The organism is Tautonia plasticadhaerens (assembly GCF_007752535.1).
GTDB lineage: Bacteria > Planctomycetota > Planctomycetia > Isosphaerales > Isosphaeraceae > Tautonia > Tautonia plasticadhaerens.
Genome location: NZ_CP036426.1, coordinates 4,546,892 through 4,561,605, shown reverse-complemented (window position 1 = coordinate 4,561,605; position 14,714 = coordinate 4,546,892). Strand labels below are relative to the sequence as shown.

Annotated in this window: 14 protein-coding genes; 11 read left to right on the top strand and 3 right to left on the bottom strand. The window is 73.0% G+C overall.

Features of this window, described 5'->3' with window-relative positions; all coding sequences use genetic code 11:
* The first annotated feature begins 11 nt into the window (after window positions 1-11).
* Complete coding sequence (locus ElP_RS18390) at window positions 12-515, top strand: hypothetical protein (protein ID WP_145271743.1); 504 nt, start codon at window positions 12-14, stop codon at window positions 513-515.
* A gap of 54 nt (window positions 516-569) precedes the next feature.
* Window positions 570-929 (top strand): 4a-hydroxytetrahydrobiopterin dehydratase, encoded by a 360-nt coding sequence (locus tag ElP_RS18385; protein ID WP_231749173.1) that lies wholly within the window; start codon window positions 570-572, stop codon window positions 927-929.
* On the opposite strand, the gene ElP_RS18380 is transcribed toward ElP_RS18385, so the two are convergent.
* From ElP_RS18380 to ElP_RS18370, 3 genes are all read right to left on the bottom strand, one after another.
* On the bottom strand, window positions 898-1,974 hold the full coding sequence (locus ElP_RS18380) for a hypothetical protein (protein WP_145271739.1): 1,077 nt from the start codon (window positions 1,972-1,974) through the stop codon (window positions 898-900). The two genes, ElP_RS18385 and ElP_RS18380, sit on opposite strands and share 32 nt — an antisense overlap.
* Window positions 1,975-2,039: 65 nt before the next feature.
* Complete coding sequence (locus ElP_RS18375) at window positions 2,040-3,839, bottom strand: lipopolysaccharide kinase InaA family protein (protein WP_145271737.1); 1,800 nt, start codon at window positions 3,837-3,839, stop codon at window positions 2,040-2,042.
* Entirely contained in the window at window positions 3,836-4,915 is a 1,080-nt protein-coding gene (locus tag ElP_RS18370; RefSeq protein WP_197446159.1) for a glycosyltransferase family 4 protein, read from the bottom strand. The genes ElP_RS18375 and ElP_RS18370 overlap by 4 nt, the downstream gene beginning before the upstream one ends.
* A 359-nt stretch (window positions 4,916-5,274) precedes the next feature.
* Between ElP_RS18370 and ElP_RS18365 the strand changes: the two genes are divergently transcribed.
* The 9 genes from ElP_RS18365 to ElP_RS18330 all read left to right on the top strand — a co-directional run bounded on the left by ElP_RS18365 (window position 5,275) and on the right by ElP_RS18330 (window position 14,491).
* Window positions 5,275-6,201 carry a hydroxypyruvate isomerase family protein gene (locus ElP_RS18365; protein ID WP_231749172.1) on the top strand — a complete coding sequence of 309 codons (927 nt, stop codon included), beginning with the start codon at window positions 5,275-5,277 and terminating at the stop codon, window positions 6,199-6,201.
* A gap of 115 nt (window positions 6,202-6,316) precedes the next feature.
* A complete protein-coding gene (locus tag ElP_RS38330; RefSeq protein WP_197446158.1) occupies window positions 6,317-6,595 on the top strand; it encodes a hypothetical protein in 279 nt (92 codons plus the stop codon).
* Window positions 6,596-6,635: 40 nt separating this feature from the next.
* Window positions 6,636-7,424 carry a YkgJ family cysteine cluster protein gene (locus ElP_RS18360; protein ID WP_145271733.1) on the top strand — a complete coding sequence of 263 codons (789 nt, stop codon included), beginning with the start codon at window positions 6,636-6,638 and terminating at the stop codon, window positions 7,422-7,424.
* On the top strand, window positions 7,421-8,053 hold the full coding sequence (locus ElP_RS18355) for a TetR/AcrR family transcriptional regulator (RefSeq protein WP_145271731.1): 633 nt from the start codon (window positions 7,421-7,423) through the stop codon (window positions 8,051-8,053). Before ElP_RS18360 ends, ElP_RS18355 begins: the two co-directional genes overlap by 4 nt.
* Before the next feature lie 102 nt (window positions 8,054-8,155).
* Complete coding sequence (locus ElP_RS18350; RefSeq protein WP_145271729.1) at window positions 8,156-9,733, top strand: UxaA family hydrolase; 1,578 nt, start codon at window positions 8,156-8,158, stop codon at window positions 9,731-9,733.
* Window positions 9,709-10,317, top strand: a complete 609-nt coding sequence (locus ElP_RS18345) for a hypothetical protein (protein WP_145271727.1) — start codon at window positions 9,709-9,711, stop codon at window positions 10,315-10,317. Before ElP_RS18350 ends, ElP_RS18345 begins: the two co-directional genes overlap by 25 nt.
* A gap of 143 nt (window positions 10,318-10,460) precedes the next feature.
* Complete coding sequence (locus tag ElP_RS18340) at window positions 10,461-12,011, top strand: hypothetical protein (protein ID WP_145271726.1); 1,551 nt, start codon at window positions 10,461-10,463, stop codon at window positions 12,009-12,011.
* Window positions 12,008-13,372: a glycosyltransferase gene (locus ElP_RS18335; RefSeq protein ID WP_145271723.1), complete on the top strand. Its 1,365-nt coding sequence runs from the start codon at window positions 12,008-12,010 to the stop codon at window positions 13,370-13,372. The genes ElP_RS18340 and ElP_RS18335 overlap by 4 nt, the downstream gene beginning before the upstream one ends.
* A 72-nt stretch (window positions 13,373-13,444) precedes the next feature.
* Window positions 13,445-14,491, top strand: coding sequence for an NAD-dependent epimerase/dehydratase family protein (locus ElP_RS18330; RefSeq protein ID WP_145271722.1), 1,047 nt, complete (start codon window positions 13,445-13,447; stop codon window positions 14,489-14,491).
* The last annotated feature ends 223 nt before the right edge of the window (window positions 14,492-14,714 follow it).

The window sequence follows — 14,714 nt, the reverse complement described above, 5'->3', positions numbered from 1 at the left end:
AGGGACGAGTCATGCGAATCCCACACCTTCGGGTCAGCGTCAGGGCATTGATGGCGATGGTGGCGGCCGTCGCGATCGCGCTCGTCACCTTCGTCGAGTTCCGGCAAGGCATCCCATCCCGGTCGGTTGTCCGGGGAATCCCCGCACGCTTCGAGCGGCTGGAATACGGGATGCCTCGCGCCGAGGCCCTGGCGATCCTGGGGCTAGACCGGTCGTGGCTCAGGGGGGGAATTAGCGCGATCAGGGGAATGACGTTCGGCAAATACCATGGGTATTCGGAATCCTATTCCGTCCGCCCGGATCGGATCGTTACCGTGGACGCGAAGGTGGATGGGAAACCGGCCCGGGTCCAGATCCTCCAGCCGACTGGCGGGCTGCACTTGAGATTCGATCGGGACGATCCCGCGGAGTTCTCCACGATGAGGACAAGCGATTCGGATCGGATCACCTATGCAAGCTTCTACCGCGACGGCCGAACGCTGGCCGAGCTGTCCCGGGATCGGGGGTCGCATTGAGCGGTCCCGGCCCGTTGGCCTCGGGAAAGACCTTTCGACGACCGGAGCGAAATCATGACGACCACCGCCGAGCAACTCACGAAGAAGAAGTGTGCCCCCTGCGAGGGAGGCGTCCCGCCCCTGTCCTCGAAGGAGGCTCAGGAGCTGGCCTCGAACGTTGAGGGCTGGGCCATCTCGGCCGACGGCAAGGTCATCCGCCGGGAATGGACGGCGAAGAATTTCGTCGCGGCGATGGCGTTCCTGAACAACGTCGCCGAGCTGGCCGAGGAGGAGGGGCATCACCCCGACCTGCACCTCGTCGGCTACCGGAACCTGGCGATCGAGCTGACGACGCACGCCATCGGCGGGCTGTCGGAGAACGACTTCATCCTGGCGGCGAAGATCAACCGGGTCCCCGTCGCGACGAAGGGCTGAGGCCGAGGAAGTCCCCGATCCCCGACCGCACCCGGCCGAAGAATCCCTGAAGGGGGGGGGCCGGCTCGACAGTCACCGTCCGGGGCGGATCGGCCGGGAGGACGACCCGGCGGGGGGCCGACGCGGGGGGGCTCTGGAGCCGGGTCAGCCGGGGGGAGCCGTCCGGGTCGGCCTTGCCCGGGGCGACCCGGGCGAGGAACTGGCGGTTGAGCGTGGCGAGGTCGGCCCGGATCGACTCCGAGAGCGCCGGGGAGATGCCCGGGTCGGTGCGAAGCCGATCGAGGTGCGCCACCAGCTCGTCACGGCCGGGGCCGTGCAGCAGGAGCAGGGTCCAGGCCCAGGCTTCTCGGTAGTCGGTCGGGCTCATGGCGGCCACGTCGTCGAGCGCTTCGAGGCGCGCCAGATCCGGCCGCCAGCCGTCCCGATAGGCCGAGGCGAGCTTGCGGAACCGGGCGACGGCCTCCGGGGCGAGCGTCCCCGGCTCGACCTCGAAGTACTCGGCGAGTCCCTCGTCGAGCCAGAGCGGCACCTCGCCCCCGGCCCGGTGGAGCAGCGCGTGGGTGGCCTCGTGGCGGAGGTCCTCCTCGAGGTGCTCGCCCCGGGCGGTGTAGACGGCCGCCTCCTCGCCGGCGGCCAGGAAGAAGGCGCGACGGGTGGGGAGCTCGGGGTGGTGGAAGGTGAGGAACGTGGTGAAGGCGTGCTCATCATCGAGGATGTACACGTCGATCGGCGGGTCGGCGTCCGGGGCCCGGAGGCCGAGCACGCGCCCCAGCCTGCCCTCCAGGCCGGCCAGTGCCTCCAGGGCGGGGTCGTCCTCCTCGATCGGCACGTTCGAGGAGACCCGGAACGCGCCGACCCGGGCCTGGTGCCGCGTCGGGATCAGCGGGTTGCCGGTCGATCCGATCGCCGGATCCCGGGTCGGAAGCGTGGAACACCCGGTCGCGGCGAGGATCCCCAGGACGAGGACGAGGCGGGCGATCCGGGCCGGGGGGGACGGCCGGTCCGGGGCCGGGGTCGGGCGATCGGAGCGGGATCGTCGCGTCATCGGGGGCGGCCCTCCTCGCCGGGGGTGTGGAATCGGTCGGGTGCGGAGCAGCTCGGCATTCGGGTTCAGGACATCGGGCGGCCCCGCCGCCGGTTCCGGGCGCGCTTGCGGTCGATCCGGCGGGAGATTCGCCGCCAGGTCGCTTTCCAGCGACCGGCCGCCGCCTCGTGCTGGGGCAGGTACGCCCGCAGCAGGCGGAGCGAATCGGTCCTCGACCACCCCGGCTGTTCCGCCAGGCTGGCGAGCAGGCGGGCGAGGTTCTGGATCCGGCGATCCTCCGGCAGCGGGCTGATGAGCCGGACGCCCACCAGGTCGATCAGGCTCAGGCTCGGCCGGGTCGCCCCGGGGTCCCCCTCGATCAGGATATTCGACGCCTTCAGATCCCGGTCGGACAGGCAGCGCTCGTGCAGGTCCCGGAGCAGCCGGCCGAGCGACGAGGCGAGCCGTCGACGGATCGCCAGTTGATCCCCCTCGGGGAGACTCGGCAGCGCCTCCCGGAGGAAGTCGGCCAGCGTCGTCGACGGCTCGGCCTTGACGGTCATCAGGTACGTCTCGGTCGGCCCGGCCGGCAGCCGGATCGGCCCCCGTCGCCCATCTCGGCCGAGGACGAGCAAGTCGGGGGGGGTCGGAAGCCCCCGGCTCCGGAGGTGGTGGTTCGCCCGCCAGGCCCGCCAGGCCCGGGACGGCCGGACGGTCGTCAGGAGGGCTTCGAGCCGCTTCTTGCGGTTGAATCGCTTGTAGACGACCCGGGTCGGCCGGCCGCCGACCGGCAGGGTCAGCTCGGCGACCGTGGTCGTCCGGGAGTGTTTCAGGAGCACGGCCGAGGGGTCGGAGAACGGCGCGTCCGGGTCGTCGAGCAGGGAATGGAGCGTCGTGGCGTCGATGGATCGGCCGGAGACGACCCAGCGGTCCCGGCGTCGGATCGCCTCGAAGTCCTGGTTCGAGCCGACGCAGCGGCGGGCCCGTCGCCTCCAGAGCCGCTCGGCCCAGCGCCGGGTCAGGCCGACGACGCGTCGGGAGAAATGGGCCAGGTCGCCGATCTCGCCGCCCCGGGCCTCGACGTAGGCGTCGAGGAACCGCTGCCGATCGGCCCGCGAGGCCAGCAGCAGCGAGGCGTGGTTGAGTCGGGCCAGGTTCGAGGCCGCCTGGGGGGGCCCGAGCGGCTTGCCCAGTCGGAGGGCGTCCAGGTCGATCATCGCCAGCCGGGGGCGGTCGCCGTCGTCGAGCCGGAGCAGCAGATTCCCCGGGTGGAAGTCGTCGTGCCTCATGCCGCAGGCGTGCAGGCGGGCGGTGAGCGCGCCGAGCGCCACCGTCACGCGACGCCGGACGATCGCCGCCCGGCGGGGGGGCATGGCCGGCAGGTCGTCCCGGAGGAAGCGGTCCAGCGGGGTGGCGTCGGCGATCTCCGGGGAGATCAGGAAGTTCTCGAACAGGAACCTCCGGACCCGACGCTCCCCCAGGGCCACCGGGCGGATGGTCGGCACGCCGATCCGCGCCAGCATCCGGGCCCGCTTCCCCTCGTTCCGGCCCTTGCCGCGGCGGAACCACTGGCGGAGCACCTCGCGCCAGGTGGGCACGAGGAACTGCTTGACGTAGATGGCGCCGGTCGGCAACGCCACCCGCCAGACGACCCGGTGCGGGCCCGACTTGACCGTCTCGACCAGCCCGAGGTCGCGCCACTCGTCCAGCCGGAGCCTCCCGTCGGGCGTCAGCAGGACGCCTCGCCACTCCGGGAGGACCCACCAGCCGACCTCCCCGGCATGGGCCCATTCCCAGTCCGGGGGCTGGAAGATCCGGCCCTCGGGCCCGGGGGCCGTCGGACGGGCTTCCGGCCGGGTCCGGGGCGATTGGTCGATCGTGCTCATCGCCGAGAGCCCCCGGCCGGTCCCGGGCGACACGCGCCACGGACATCCCCCGGCCCGAGGCGGGGCCGGGGCGTCGAGCCGACCGCCCGGCCCGTCACCACCTCGGCGAACCGGGACGCCCAGCGGTCGGCCGAGAAATCCCGCTCGACCGCCCCCCGGGCCTCCCGGCCCAACCGGCGCCGGAGGTCGGCATCGTCGGCGAGCCGGCCGACGGCGACGAGCCAGTCGTCGTCCGAGTCGACCAGGAATCCCGACCGGCCGTTCGCCACCATCTCCCCGTGCACGCCGACCGGGTTGGCCACGACGGGCAGGCCCGCGGCGAGGTACTGGAGCACCTTGAGGCCGCACTTGCCCCGGCTCCAGGGGTCGTCCGGCGTCCAGGAGACCCCCGCGTCGCACTCCGCCAGGGCGGCGGCCTCGGTCGCCTCGGACCAGGGGACGAACTCGACGGGCATCGCCCCCAGGTCGGGGGCCCGGTCGCTGATGACCCTCATCCGGATGCCCGGCACCTCCCGGGCGATCCGGTCCCAGAGGTCCCGGCGTCCCTCGATCCCCCGCATCGTGCTCGACGAGCCGATCCATGCCAGTCGGACCGGGGCGCCCGGCGCGTGCTCCCGGATCGGATAGCGGGCGGGGTCGACGCAGGTGGGGATGCGATGGACGGCCCCCTCGCCGGCCCCGGCGCGCAGCGCCCGGCCGGCGAGGAAATCGTTGCCGGCGATCACCGCGTCGGCCCGCCGGGCGAGCCGGGAGAATCGGGCCCATCGGGAGGCGCTCTGCTGCCCCCGGGGGTGGTAGGAGTCCCGCCAGAAGACGGCGTCGTCGAGGTCGAAGACGAGTCGCCGGCTCGACCGTCGGAGGACCTCGAACTCCCAGGCCGAGGGCAGCTTCCGCTGGAGGATCACCGCGTCGAATCGCCGGGCCCCCCGCAGTTGCGCCGGTCTGGCGACCGGCCCCCGGGCGAGCCCCTCCACCGCCAGCGACCACCCGAGGCCCGCCAGGGCGGCCTCGAAGGGCCGGATCCGGTATCGGCAACAGACGTGGTCGGGGGACTCGACCAGTGCCAGGGCCTTCATGCCGTCCTCCCTGACGGATCTCGACCGATGCCGGGGGGTCGCCACGGCGGGGCTCGGACGATGGGTGGCCGCGATCTTAGCCGATCGGCCGATCCTGCCAAGGCGGATCCGGAGGGGGGATCCCACCCGGAGACGGGGAGAAGCCAGCCGAAAGGGCGGTCCGGGGTCCCCGAGCGATGCCCGGTCCTCCCCCGATCCCTCCGCGACTCCGCGACTCCGGATGAGATCCCGACCCTCTCCGGCGCAGGGCCGTTGTCGCGGGCGCCCCCGGTGGTACATTCGGGGGAATTCGGATCGCCGCCCGGAGGGCCGGGCGGCGGACGGATACTCTTCCCGAATCGAATCGAGCGAGCCTCTCCATGTCGATCAACCGCCGAGAGTTCGTCGCCGCCGGCCTGGCCGCCGGCGCCTCCCTGGGGGCCGCCTCCCCCGCCGCCGCCGGGCAGGACACCTCCGGAGAGGCCCCTCATCACGACTTCAGGCTGAAGTACGCGCCGCACTTCGACATGTTCCGCGCCCACGCCCCCGGCGGGGTGATCGACGAGCTGAAGTTCATCAAGGACGTCGGCTTCCGCGCCCTCGAGGACAACGGCATGATGCGGCGGCCCGTCGAGGAGCAGGAGCAGATCGCCCGGGAGATGGGGCGACTGGGCCTGGAGATGGGGGTCTTCGTCGCCACCGGGAGCTTCGAGGAGCCGACCTTCGCCTCCGGGAACCCCGACTCCGCCGAGAAGGTGCTGGCCGACGTCAAGCAGGCCGTCGAGACGGCCAAGCGGGTCAACGCGAAGTGGACCACGGTCGTCCCCGGCATCTTCGACCACCGCTTGCCGCTGGACTACCAGACGGTGAACGTCGTCGAGCTGCTCAAGCGCTGCTGCGACCTCTGCGAGCCGAGCGGCCTGGTCATGGTCCTGGAGCCCCTGAACCATTACGCCAACCACCCCGAGCTGTTCCTCTGGCAGATCCCGCAGGCGTACCTCGTCTGCAAGTCGGTCGGGCACCCGTCTTGCAAGATCCTCTTCGACATGTACCACCAGCAGATCAGCGAGGGGAACATCATCCCCAACATCGACACCGCCTGGTCCGAGGTCGCCTACTTCCAGACGGGGGACAACCCCGGCCGGAAGGAGCCGACCACCGGCGAGATGAACTATCGGAACATCTTCAAGCACATCCACGGGAGGGGCTTCGACGGCATCCTCGGCATGGAGCACGGCAACTCCCGCCCCGGCAAGGAGGGCGAGCTCGCCGTGATCAACGCCTACATCGAGTGCGACTCGTTCTGACCCCGGCCCTCGAAGGGGCGGGCCGCACCCCGACGGCCCGCCCCGATCCCGCGCCCGACCCCGACGCGGGATCGGGCCGCACCCCCCGGCCGCTTCCCCCGCTGAGGACCGGACCATGCACCACTTCCGAGGACGGCTGCTCGACGGGCCCGAGCCCTGCCTCTCGCCCGCCAACGTCTACATCGAGTACCTCGGCGCCCAGGACGGGACGAAGCCGAACTGGAACGGCTACCTCGTCGTCTCGGAGGAGGACGCCGTCCGCCCGGGCATCATGTACACACTCATGCTGGAGGACGGCCGGACCGGGGATCTCGCCATCGACCACGTCTCCCCCGACGCCGACGCCCCCGGCCGCTTCCGCGCCGTCTTCGCCGGGGAGAGCCCACTGGCCTGACGGCCCGCCGCCCGCCCCCCCTGCACCGAGGCCGAGCACCGTGTCACGCCCCCGACGCCCCCACCGCCGACGTCCTCGAGCCCGGAGGCTCCGGTCACGCCCGGCGAGGGACGGCTGGTCGCTGGAGGGACTCGTCTCGGAACTCCTGGGGCGGCTGGACGCCCTCCTCCCCCCCCTCCCGGGGGATCCCCCGCTCGGGCGGCTCTACCGGATCGTCGACGCCTGGGCGGCCGAGCGGGACGCCATGTGGAGGCGACGATCGGCCGACGCCGGCCTGCCGATCGCGCCGGAGCCCGCCTGCGCGACGGGATGTGCCCACTGCTGCTACCAGCACGTCGCCGTGACGGGGCTGGAGGCCCTGACCCTGGCCGATTACGTCCGGGGCCGCTGGTCGGCAGAGGAAGTTGCGGCCCTTCGTGCCCGGCTCGAGGGCGAGTCGGCCCGGTTCCGGCAGATCGCCGACGACCCGAAGGCGCTGGCCCGGGTCCGGAGGCCCTGCCCGCTGCTCGACGAGGCGGGGGGCCGATGCCGGGCCTACGAGGCCCGCCCGGTGAACTGCCGGCGGGAGAACTCGACCGACGTCGAGATCTGCCGGCGCTACCGGGCCGATCCCGAGGTCGAGGATTCTTCGCTCCGACTGGTCCGCTATGATGTCATCTGGGGGGCCGCCCGGGTCGCCCTGTCGCGATGGACGGCGGGGCACCTCGACCCGGGCTCGATGATGCCGCTGGACGTGGCCCTCGCCTCGGCGCTCGGGGGGGTTGATGCCCCCGCCGGCCGGATCCGGGGGGACGGCGGCGGATCGACCGACTGTGATGTGGAATCATGAGCAAATCCCAGACACCCACCTCCCCGACCGCTCGGGGCCGCCGGACCCGGGAGACGATCCTGCGGGCGGCGACCGACCTGTTCCACTCGAAGGGGGTCCACGCCACGAGCGTCGACGACATCCTGGAGGCCTCCGGGACGGGCAAGGGGCAGTTCTACCACCACTTCGGCAGCAAGGAGTCCCTCGTCCGGGCCGCCCTGAGGGACCGGGCCGACCGCGTCTTCGAGTCCCAGGGGGCGCTGCTCGCCGGGCTCGGGTCGTGGGACGGGCTCCGGGACTGGTTCGAGGCGATGGCCGCCTCCCACGACCTCCGGTGCTGCCCCGGCTGCCCCATCGGCCGGATCGCCTACGAGATGGCGGACCACGACCCGGAGGTCCGGGAGGAGATCGAGCGCTACTTCGGGCGCTGGCGGGGCCACCTCGGCCGGGGCCTCTCGACGATGCGGGCCGCCGGCCTGCTCCGGGCCGACGCCGACCCCGAGGCCCTCTCCGAGTTCTGCCTCGCCGCGATCCAGGGCGGCATCCTGCTGGCGAAGACCCGAGGGTCGGTGGCCCCCCTGCGGACCGTGGTCGACCAGCTCCTGGGGCACCTGCACTCCTACGGGGCCCGCCCCGCCGATCGCGCCTGATCCCCCGCCCGGCCGAACCGCCTCGCGGCGACGGGGGGCGGGCAATAGACTGGACGGGGGACGATCCGGGATCCGAAGGGGTGGGGTCAGCGGGGGCGGGGCATGGCGACGGCGATCGGCGATCGAGCACCGGCGGCGGTCCGGTTACGGGAGAGCGACAACGTGGCCGTCGCGGCCAGGGGGATCCCGCAGGGGGCCGCCGTCCCGGTCGACGGCCTGGAGGTCGAGGCCCGGGGGCCGATCCGCCCGGGGCACAAGATGGCCGTGGTCGACATCCCGGAAGGGGCCCCCGTGCTCAAGTACGGGCAGATCATCGGCTTCGCCTCGGTCGCCATCCCCGCCGGGACCTGGGTGCACGTCCACAACGTCCGGGCCGACCTGTTCGAGCGCGACTATGCCTTCGCCTCGGAGCGGCCCGAGGCCCCGGTCGCCGACCGTCTGCGCACCTTCCCCGGCTTCCTCAGGCCCGACGGCCGGGTCGGCACGAGGAACTACCTGGCGGTCATCAGCACGGTGAACTGCTCGGCCAGCGTCTCGAAGTACGTGGCCGACCGCTTCCGGGACGGCTCCTGGAAACGCGAATATCCCAACCTCGACGGCGTCTTCGCCATCACCCACAAGGGGGGCTGCGGGCTCCAGTTCGAGGGGCCCGACCACCGGCAGCTCCAACGCGTCCTGGCCGGATTCGCCAACCACCCGAACGTGGCCGGTTACGTCCTGATCGGCCTCGGCTGCGAGGTCGGCTTCGCCGGCCACCTGGTCGAGTCCCGGGACCTCGTCACCCTGGGGAGCGCCCGGGAGGGCGGCCGTCCGGTCGATCCCGCCCGCCCCCGGGTCCTGAACATCCAGGAGGAGGGCGGCATCGCCCGGACGGTCGAGGCGGCCGTCGAGGCCGTCCACCGCCTGATGCCCGCCGCCAACGACTGGCGAAGGACGGAGCAACCGGCCTCGAAGCTCGTCGTCGGCCTGGAGTGCGGCGGCTCCGACGGGAACTCCGGGGTTACCGCGAACCCCGCCCTCGGCGTGGCCGCCGACCTGATCGTGGCCCAGGGGGGCTCCGCCGTCCTCGCCGAGACGCCCGAGATCTACGGGGCCGAGCACCTGCTCACGCGACGGGCTGTCAGCGAGGAGGTCGGGCGGAAGCTGGTCGATCGCATCAAATGGTGGGAGTGGTACACCGGCGTCTTCGGGGCCGAGATCAACAATAACCCCTCCCCCGGTAACAAGGAGGGGGGGCTGACGACGATCTACGAGAAGTCGCTCGGCGCCGTGGCCAAGGGGGGCTCGACCGCCCTGGTCGACGTGCTCGGGTACGCCGAGCCGATCACCAGGCCCGGCTTCCTGTTCATGGACACCCCCGGCTACGACCCGGTGAGCCTGACCGGCCTGGCCGCGGGGGGGTGCAACGTGCTCGTCTTCACCACCGGCCGGGGGAGCGTCTCCGGCCTGAAGCCGACCCCGACGGTGAAGGTGGCCACGAATACCCCGATGTATGACCGGCTCCGGGAGGACATGGACCTCGACGCCGGGACCGTGCTGGCCGGGGAGCCGGTCGAGTCGGTCGGCCGACGCCTGTTCGACCTGATCCTGGACGTGGCCGGCGGCTCGCAGACGAGGAGCGAGTCGGCGGGCGTCGGCGAGGAGGAGTTCGCCCCGTGGTCGATCGGGCCGACGCTCTGACACCCCCGCCGGGCCCGGGCCGGGGGCCCTGGGCGGTCGCCCTGGTCGCCGTCTTGCAACTGGCCGCGCTGATCTGGCTCCTCGCCGTCCCGCTGCCGAGCGTCGAGGCCCAGCGCCTCGACGCCCGGGCCCGGGCCGGCGACGGTCCGGGAGGGGCGTCCGGTCTCCCCAGCCTCCGCAGGGGGGACTTCCTGCTCACCGCCGACGACCACCTCTCGCGGGCGCTGGCGAATCTCTCCGATGCGGGACACCTCCGCCAGCGGCTGCCGATCGTGCTCGCCGCCCTGCTGATCGGCGGGGCCGCCCTCGCCCTGGGGGACGTGACGATGCGGGGCCTCGGCCTGGCCTCGAGCTTCCCGGGGCTGGCCCGGTGGCCGCTCGCCTTCGCCTCCGGCTCGACCCTGCTGGCGAGCCTCACCCTGGGGGCGGGCCGGCTCGGCTGGCTCTCGCCCCGGCCGACGAGGATCGGCCTGGGGCTGCTGCTGGTGGCCTGGTTGGCCAGCCGGCTTCGCGTCCTCTTGCCCATGCGTGAGGCCTCCCGACCCGATCCCCCGTCCTCGGGGGGGGGGCCGGAGACCGGGTGAGGGACCCGTCGACCGGGCGCAAGGCCCGTCGTCCCCGAACTCTTCCCGCATTTCGACCCCCTCCCCGCGTCCGGCGAGGTGGGGCCGGACCGGGCCGGCGCTTCCCCTGGCCCCTGGTCGGGCTCGGCCTGATCCTCGGCCCGGTGCTCGGCCTGATGGCCCTGGGGGCGATGCAGCCGACGATCGAGTTCGACGCGCTGGAGTACCACCTCCAAGGGCCCAAGGAGTATTACCAGGCCGGGCGGATCGCCTTCCTGCCGCATAACGTCTATACGAGCATGCCGTCGGGCGTGGAGATGCTCCACCTGCTGGGGATGACCGTGCTCGACGACTGGTGGCTCGGCGCCCTGGCCGGTCAGCTCCTGGTCGCCGCCTTCGCCCCGGCGACGGCCGCCCTCGTGGCCGCGACGGCCCTGCGGTGGGGCTCCCCCCGGGCGGCCTGGTTCGCCGCCCTGGTCTACCTGACGACCCCCTGGGTCTTCCGCCTGGGGACCTTCCCGTTCGTCGAGGGCCCGCTCTGCGGTTTCCATGCGGCCCTGGTGTTCGTGGCGGCGTCGGGGTGGACGGCCCGGGAGGGTCTCGGCCCCCGACCCTGGGCCCCCTGGGGGTTCGCGGGGTTGCTGGCGGGGGGGGCGATGGCCTGCAAGTACCCGGGGCTCGTCTCGGCGGTCGTGCCGTTCGGCCTCGTGGCGGCGGCCGAGGCGGGGCGTCGTCGGTCGTGGCGGATCGCGGCGGCCTTCGCGGTGGGGGTGGCGGTGGGGGTGGGGCCCTGGCTGATCCGCAACCTGGCGGACACCGGGAACCCGGTCTACCCGCTCGCCTTCGGGATCTTCGGCGGGCTCGACTGGGATCCCGGGCTCGACGCCAAGTGGTGGGCCGCCCACGGCCCCCGGCCCGCCACCGGCGGGGCCCTCGCCTCGGCCGTGATCGACGTAGCGGGGCGGTCCGACTGGCACTCGCCGCTTTATCTGCTGCTCGTGCCGCTGGCGTTCCTGAGGAGGGGATCCCGGGGGTTTGCCGCCGTCCTGGGGGCGTATGTCCTGTACCTGTTCGCCACCTGGTTCCTGTTGACCCATCGGCTCGACCGCTTCTGGCTCCCGCTCCTGCCGGCGGCGGCGGTGCTGGCGGGCCTGGGGGCCGACTGGACCCGATCACGCCCCTGGCCGGGATGGCTGGCGCTGGTCACGGCCCTCCCCGTCCTGGCCAACCTCGTGTTCATCACCACGCCGCTCTGCGGGCCGACCGACGGGACGGGCGACCTGGGCCGCCTCCGACGGGCGGCCGCCGAGGCCGCGAATCCGCCGCTGGCCCGGCTCGACGCGAGCCTGCCGCCCGGCGCGAAGCCCCTGCTCGTCGGCCAGGCGGGAGTCTTCCCGGTCGACCGGCCGGTGCTCTACAACACCGTCTTCGACCGGGAGCGGATCGAGGGGATCGTCGCCGGCAGGTCGCCGGGGGAGATCCGTGCGCAGTTGGACCGGATGGGCGTGACCCACGTCTATGTCGACTGGGTCGAGATCGCCCGGCACGACCGGCCGGGGGGTTATGGGTTCTCTCCCGCCGTGACCCGGGGCCTGTTCGACGACCTCGAGGACTCCGGGGTGCTGGCCCCCCCGGTCGCGATGGGCCCGGACCACCTCCTCTACCGGGTGCTCGGGCCCCCCCGGCCCGGCCCCCAGGATGCCCGATCGCCATGACCGCCCAGACCGACCCGAGACCCACCGCCGACGACACCTCCCCTTCCCCCGACGCCGGCCGACGGCCGACCGCCAGGCGGATTGTCCTGGGGACCTTCGGTTCCCTGGGGGACGTCCACCCATACGTCGCCCTCGCCCGGGAGCTGAAGCGACGGGGGCACCGGCCGAGCATCGCCACCAGCGCATACTGGCGGCCGAAGGTCGAGCAGGAGGGGATCGATTTCTCCCCGGTCCGCCCCGATGCCCCCGACCCCGACGCGATGCACGACCTGATGGCCCGCCTCTTCGACCCCCGGCGGGGGCCGAAGGTGGTCATCTCCGAGGTGATGATGCCGAGCCTCCGGGAGTCCTTCGAGGACACCCGGGCCGCCGCCGAGGGGGCCGACCTGCTGGTCTCCCACCCTCTGACCTTCGCCGTCAGGCTGGTGGCCGAGGCCGGGGGGATCCCCTGGGCCTCCTCGGTCCTGGCGCCGATGTCCTTCCTCTCGGCCTTCGACCCGCCCACCCTGCCCGCCGCCCCCGCGCTGTCGGGGCTCCGGAGGCTGGGCCCCAGGTTCCACCGGCCGTTGTTCCGGGGCTTCCGACTCCTGGTGGCCCCCTGGGAACGCCCCTGGCGCCGGCTGAGGGCCGAGCTGGGGCTGCCCCCGACGGGCGAGAGCCCGGTCTTCGAGGGCCAGCACGCCCCGGATCTCGTGCTGGCGATGTTCTCGAAGCTCCTGGGTGCCCCCCAGCCCGACTGGCCCCCGAACGCCGTGGTCACCGGCTTCAGCTTCTTCGACCGGGACTCGGCCGAGGACGACTCGCCGGAGGAGCTGCTCCGGTTCCTCGACGACGGCCCCCCCCCGGTCGTCTTCACCCTCGGGTCGTCCGCCGTCTGGGCGCCGGGCCGATTCTTCAACGAGAGCCTGGGGGCGGTCCGCCGGCTCGGCTGCCGGGCCATCCTGCTGACCGGCCCCGAGGGGGCCAACGCCCGGCCCTCGGGCCTACCCCCGGGGGTGCTGGCCACCGGGTACGCCCCGTATTCAGGCCTCTTCCCCCGCTGCGCCGCCATCGTCCACCAGGGGGGGGTGGGCACGACCGCCCAGGCGATGAGGGCCGGCCGGCCGATGCTGGTCGTCCCCCACGGGTTCGACCAGCATGACAACGCCGATCGGGTCTCCCGGCTCGGCATCGCCCGGACGCTCTCCCGGCCCCGCTACACCGCGTCCCGGGTGGCCGACGCACTTCGCCCGCTGCTCGACGACCCGGGCTTCGCCTCCCGGTCGGCCGAGGTCGGCCACCTCGTCCGGGCCGAGGACGGGCCCGCCGCCGCCGCCGACGCCATCGAGGCCCTCGTGTCTCGGGGGCGGGCGGCCCGCTAGTCCCGGACGCGGAGCGATCGGCCCGCGTGTTCTTATTTTGGCGGTCAACGGAGGGGGGCACTGCCCGGCGACATGGACGAGTTGACGATCGTGACCGGCGGCGCCGGGTTCATCGGGAGCCACCTGGTCGACCGGCTGGCGGGCCGGGGGCATCGGGTCCGGGTCGTCGAGCGGCCGGGTGCCGACGTGTCGCACCTTCCGCCCGGGGTGGAGGTGGTCTTCGCCGACATCAGGGACCGGGCCGCCGTCGGCCGGGCGATGGCCGGGGGCCGTCGGGTCTACCACCTGGCGGCCAACCCGAACCTCTGGGTGCGGGACCGCCGGGAATTCGACGCGGTCAACCACCGGGGGACGGTCCACGTGCTCGACGCCGCGCTGGCGGGGGGGGCCGAGCGGGTGCTGCATTGCAGCACCGAGAGCATCCTGACCCGGGCCCGGGCCTCCGGGCCGATCGCCGAGGACGTGCAGGTGACCGAGCGGGACGCGGTCGGCCCGTACTGCCTGTCCAAGCTCCGGGCCGAGCGCGAGGCGATGGACCGGGCCCGGGCCGGGGCGCCGGTGGTGGTCGCCAACCCGACGATGCCGGTCGGCCCCGGAGACCGGGGCCCGTCGCCGCCGACCCGGCTGCTGATGGATTTCTGCAACGGCCGGCTGCCCGCGGTCATGGACTGCACGCTGAACCTGATCGACGTCCGGGACGTGGCCGAGGGGCTCCGGAGGGCGATGGAGGTCGGCAGGCCGGGCCGGCGGTACTTGCTGGGCGGGGAGAACCTCTCCCTGCTCCGCCTGCTGGGACTGATGGGGGAAATCTGCGGCGTCCGGCCCCCTCGGCTCCGGGTCCCCTACGCGGTTGCGATTGTCTCTGCTTATGTGAGCGAATTCTATGCCGATCACCTCGGGGGGGGGGCGCCGCAGGCGACGGTCACGGGCGTCCGGCTGACGAGGCGGTCGATGCACTTCGACGCGTCGAGGAGCCTGCAGGAGTTGGGGCTCTCCCCGAGGCCGATCCGCTCGTCGCTGGGCGAGGCGGCCCGATGGCTCTCGGATCGCGGGGCCATCCCCCCGCTGCGGGGAGGGGCGGTATGCGAATTGCCCCGAACTTTATCGAAATCTTCTTGACGGGTCGCCCGGGCGGTGGAGAATAACTTGGCATCCTCTGGTGCACTGATCGCCGGCAACGCCCCGCACTTCGCCTGTCCGACCTCCTCGGGGAAACGGATTTTCTTGGTGGATCCGGCTGGAGGGCCCGGCTAGAATGCGTGACAATGATTTTGTAGTCGCTGATGGCCAGCCCCCCCGGGCTGTTGAACACGCTCATGACCGTCCGGGCGGTCGAGGGCTT

Coding starts and splice junctions, on each gene's coding strand:
- ElP_RS18390 (WP_145271743.1), top strand. CDS start 12: ATGCGAATCCCACACCTTCGGGTCAGCGTCAGGGCATTGATGGCGATG.
- ElP_RS18385 (WP_231749173.1), top strand. CDS start 570: ATGACGACCACCGCCGAGCAACTCACGAAGAAGAAGTGTGCCCCCTGC.
- ElP_RS18380 (WP_145271739.1), bottom strand. CDS start 1,974: ATGACGCGACGATCCCGCTCCGATCGCCCGACCCCGGCCCCGGACCGG.
- ElP_RS18375 (WP_145271737.1), bottom strand. CDS start 3,839: ATGAGCACGATCGACCAATCGCCCCGGACCCGGCCGGAAGCCCGTCCG.
- ElP_RS18370 (WP_197446159.1), bottom strand. CDS start 4,915: ATGAAGGCCCTGGCACTGGTCGAGTCCCCCGACCACGTCTGTTGCCGA.
- ElP_RS18365 (WP_231749172.1), top strand. CDS start 5,275: ATGTCGATCAACCGCCGAGAGTTCGTCGCCGCCGGCCTGGCCGCCGGC.
- ElP_RS38330 (WP_197446158.1), top strand. CDS start 6,317: ATGCACCACTTCCGAGGACGGCTGCTCGACGGGCCCGAGCCCTGCCTC.
- ElP_RS18355 (WP_145271731.1), top strand. CDS start 7,421: ATGAGCAAATCCCAGACACCCACCTCCCCGACCGCTCGGGGCCGCCGG.
- ElP_RS18350 (WP_145271729.1), top strand. CDS start 8,156: ATGGCGACGGCGATCGGCGATCGAGCACCGGCGGCGGTCCGGTTACGG.
- ElP_RS18335 (WP_145271723.1), top strand. CDS start 12,008: ATGACCGCCCAGACCGACCCGAGACCCACCGCCGACGACACCTCCCCT.
- ElP_RS18330 (WP_145271722.1), top strand. CDS start 13,445: ATGGACGAGTTGACGATCGTGACCGGCGGCGCCGGGTTCATCGGGAGC.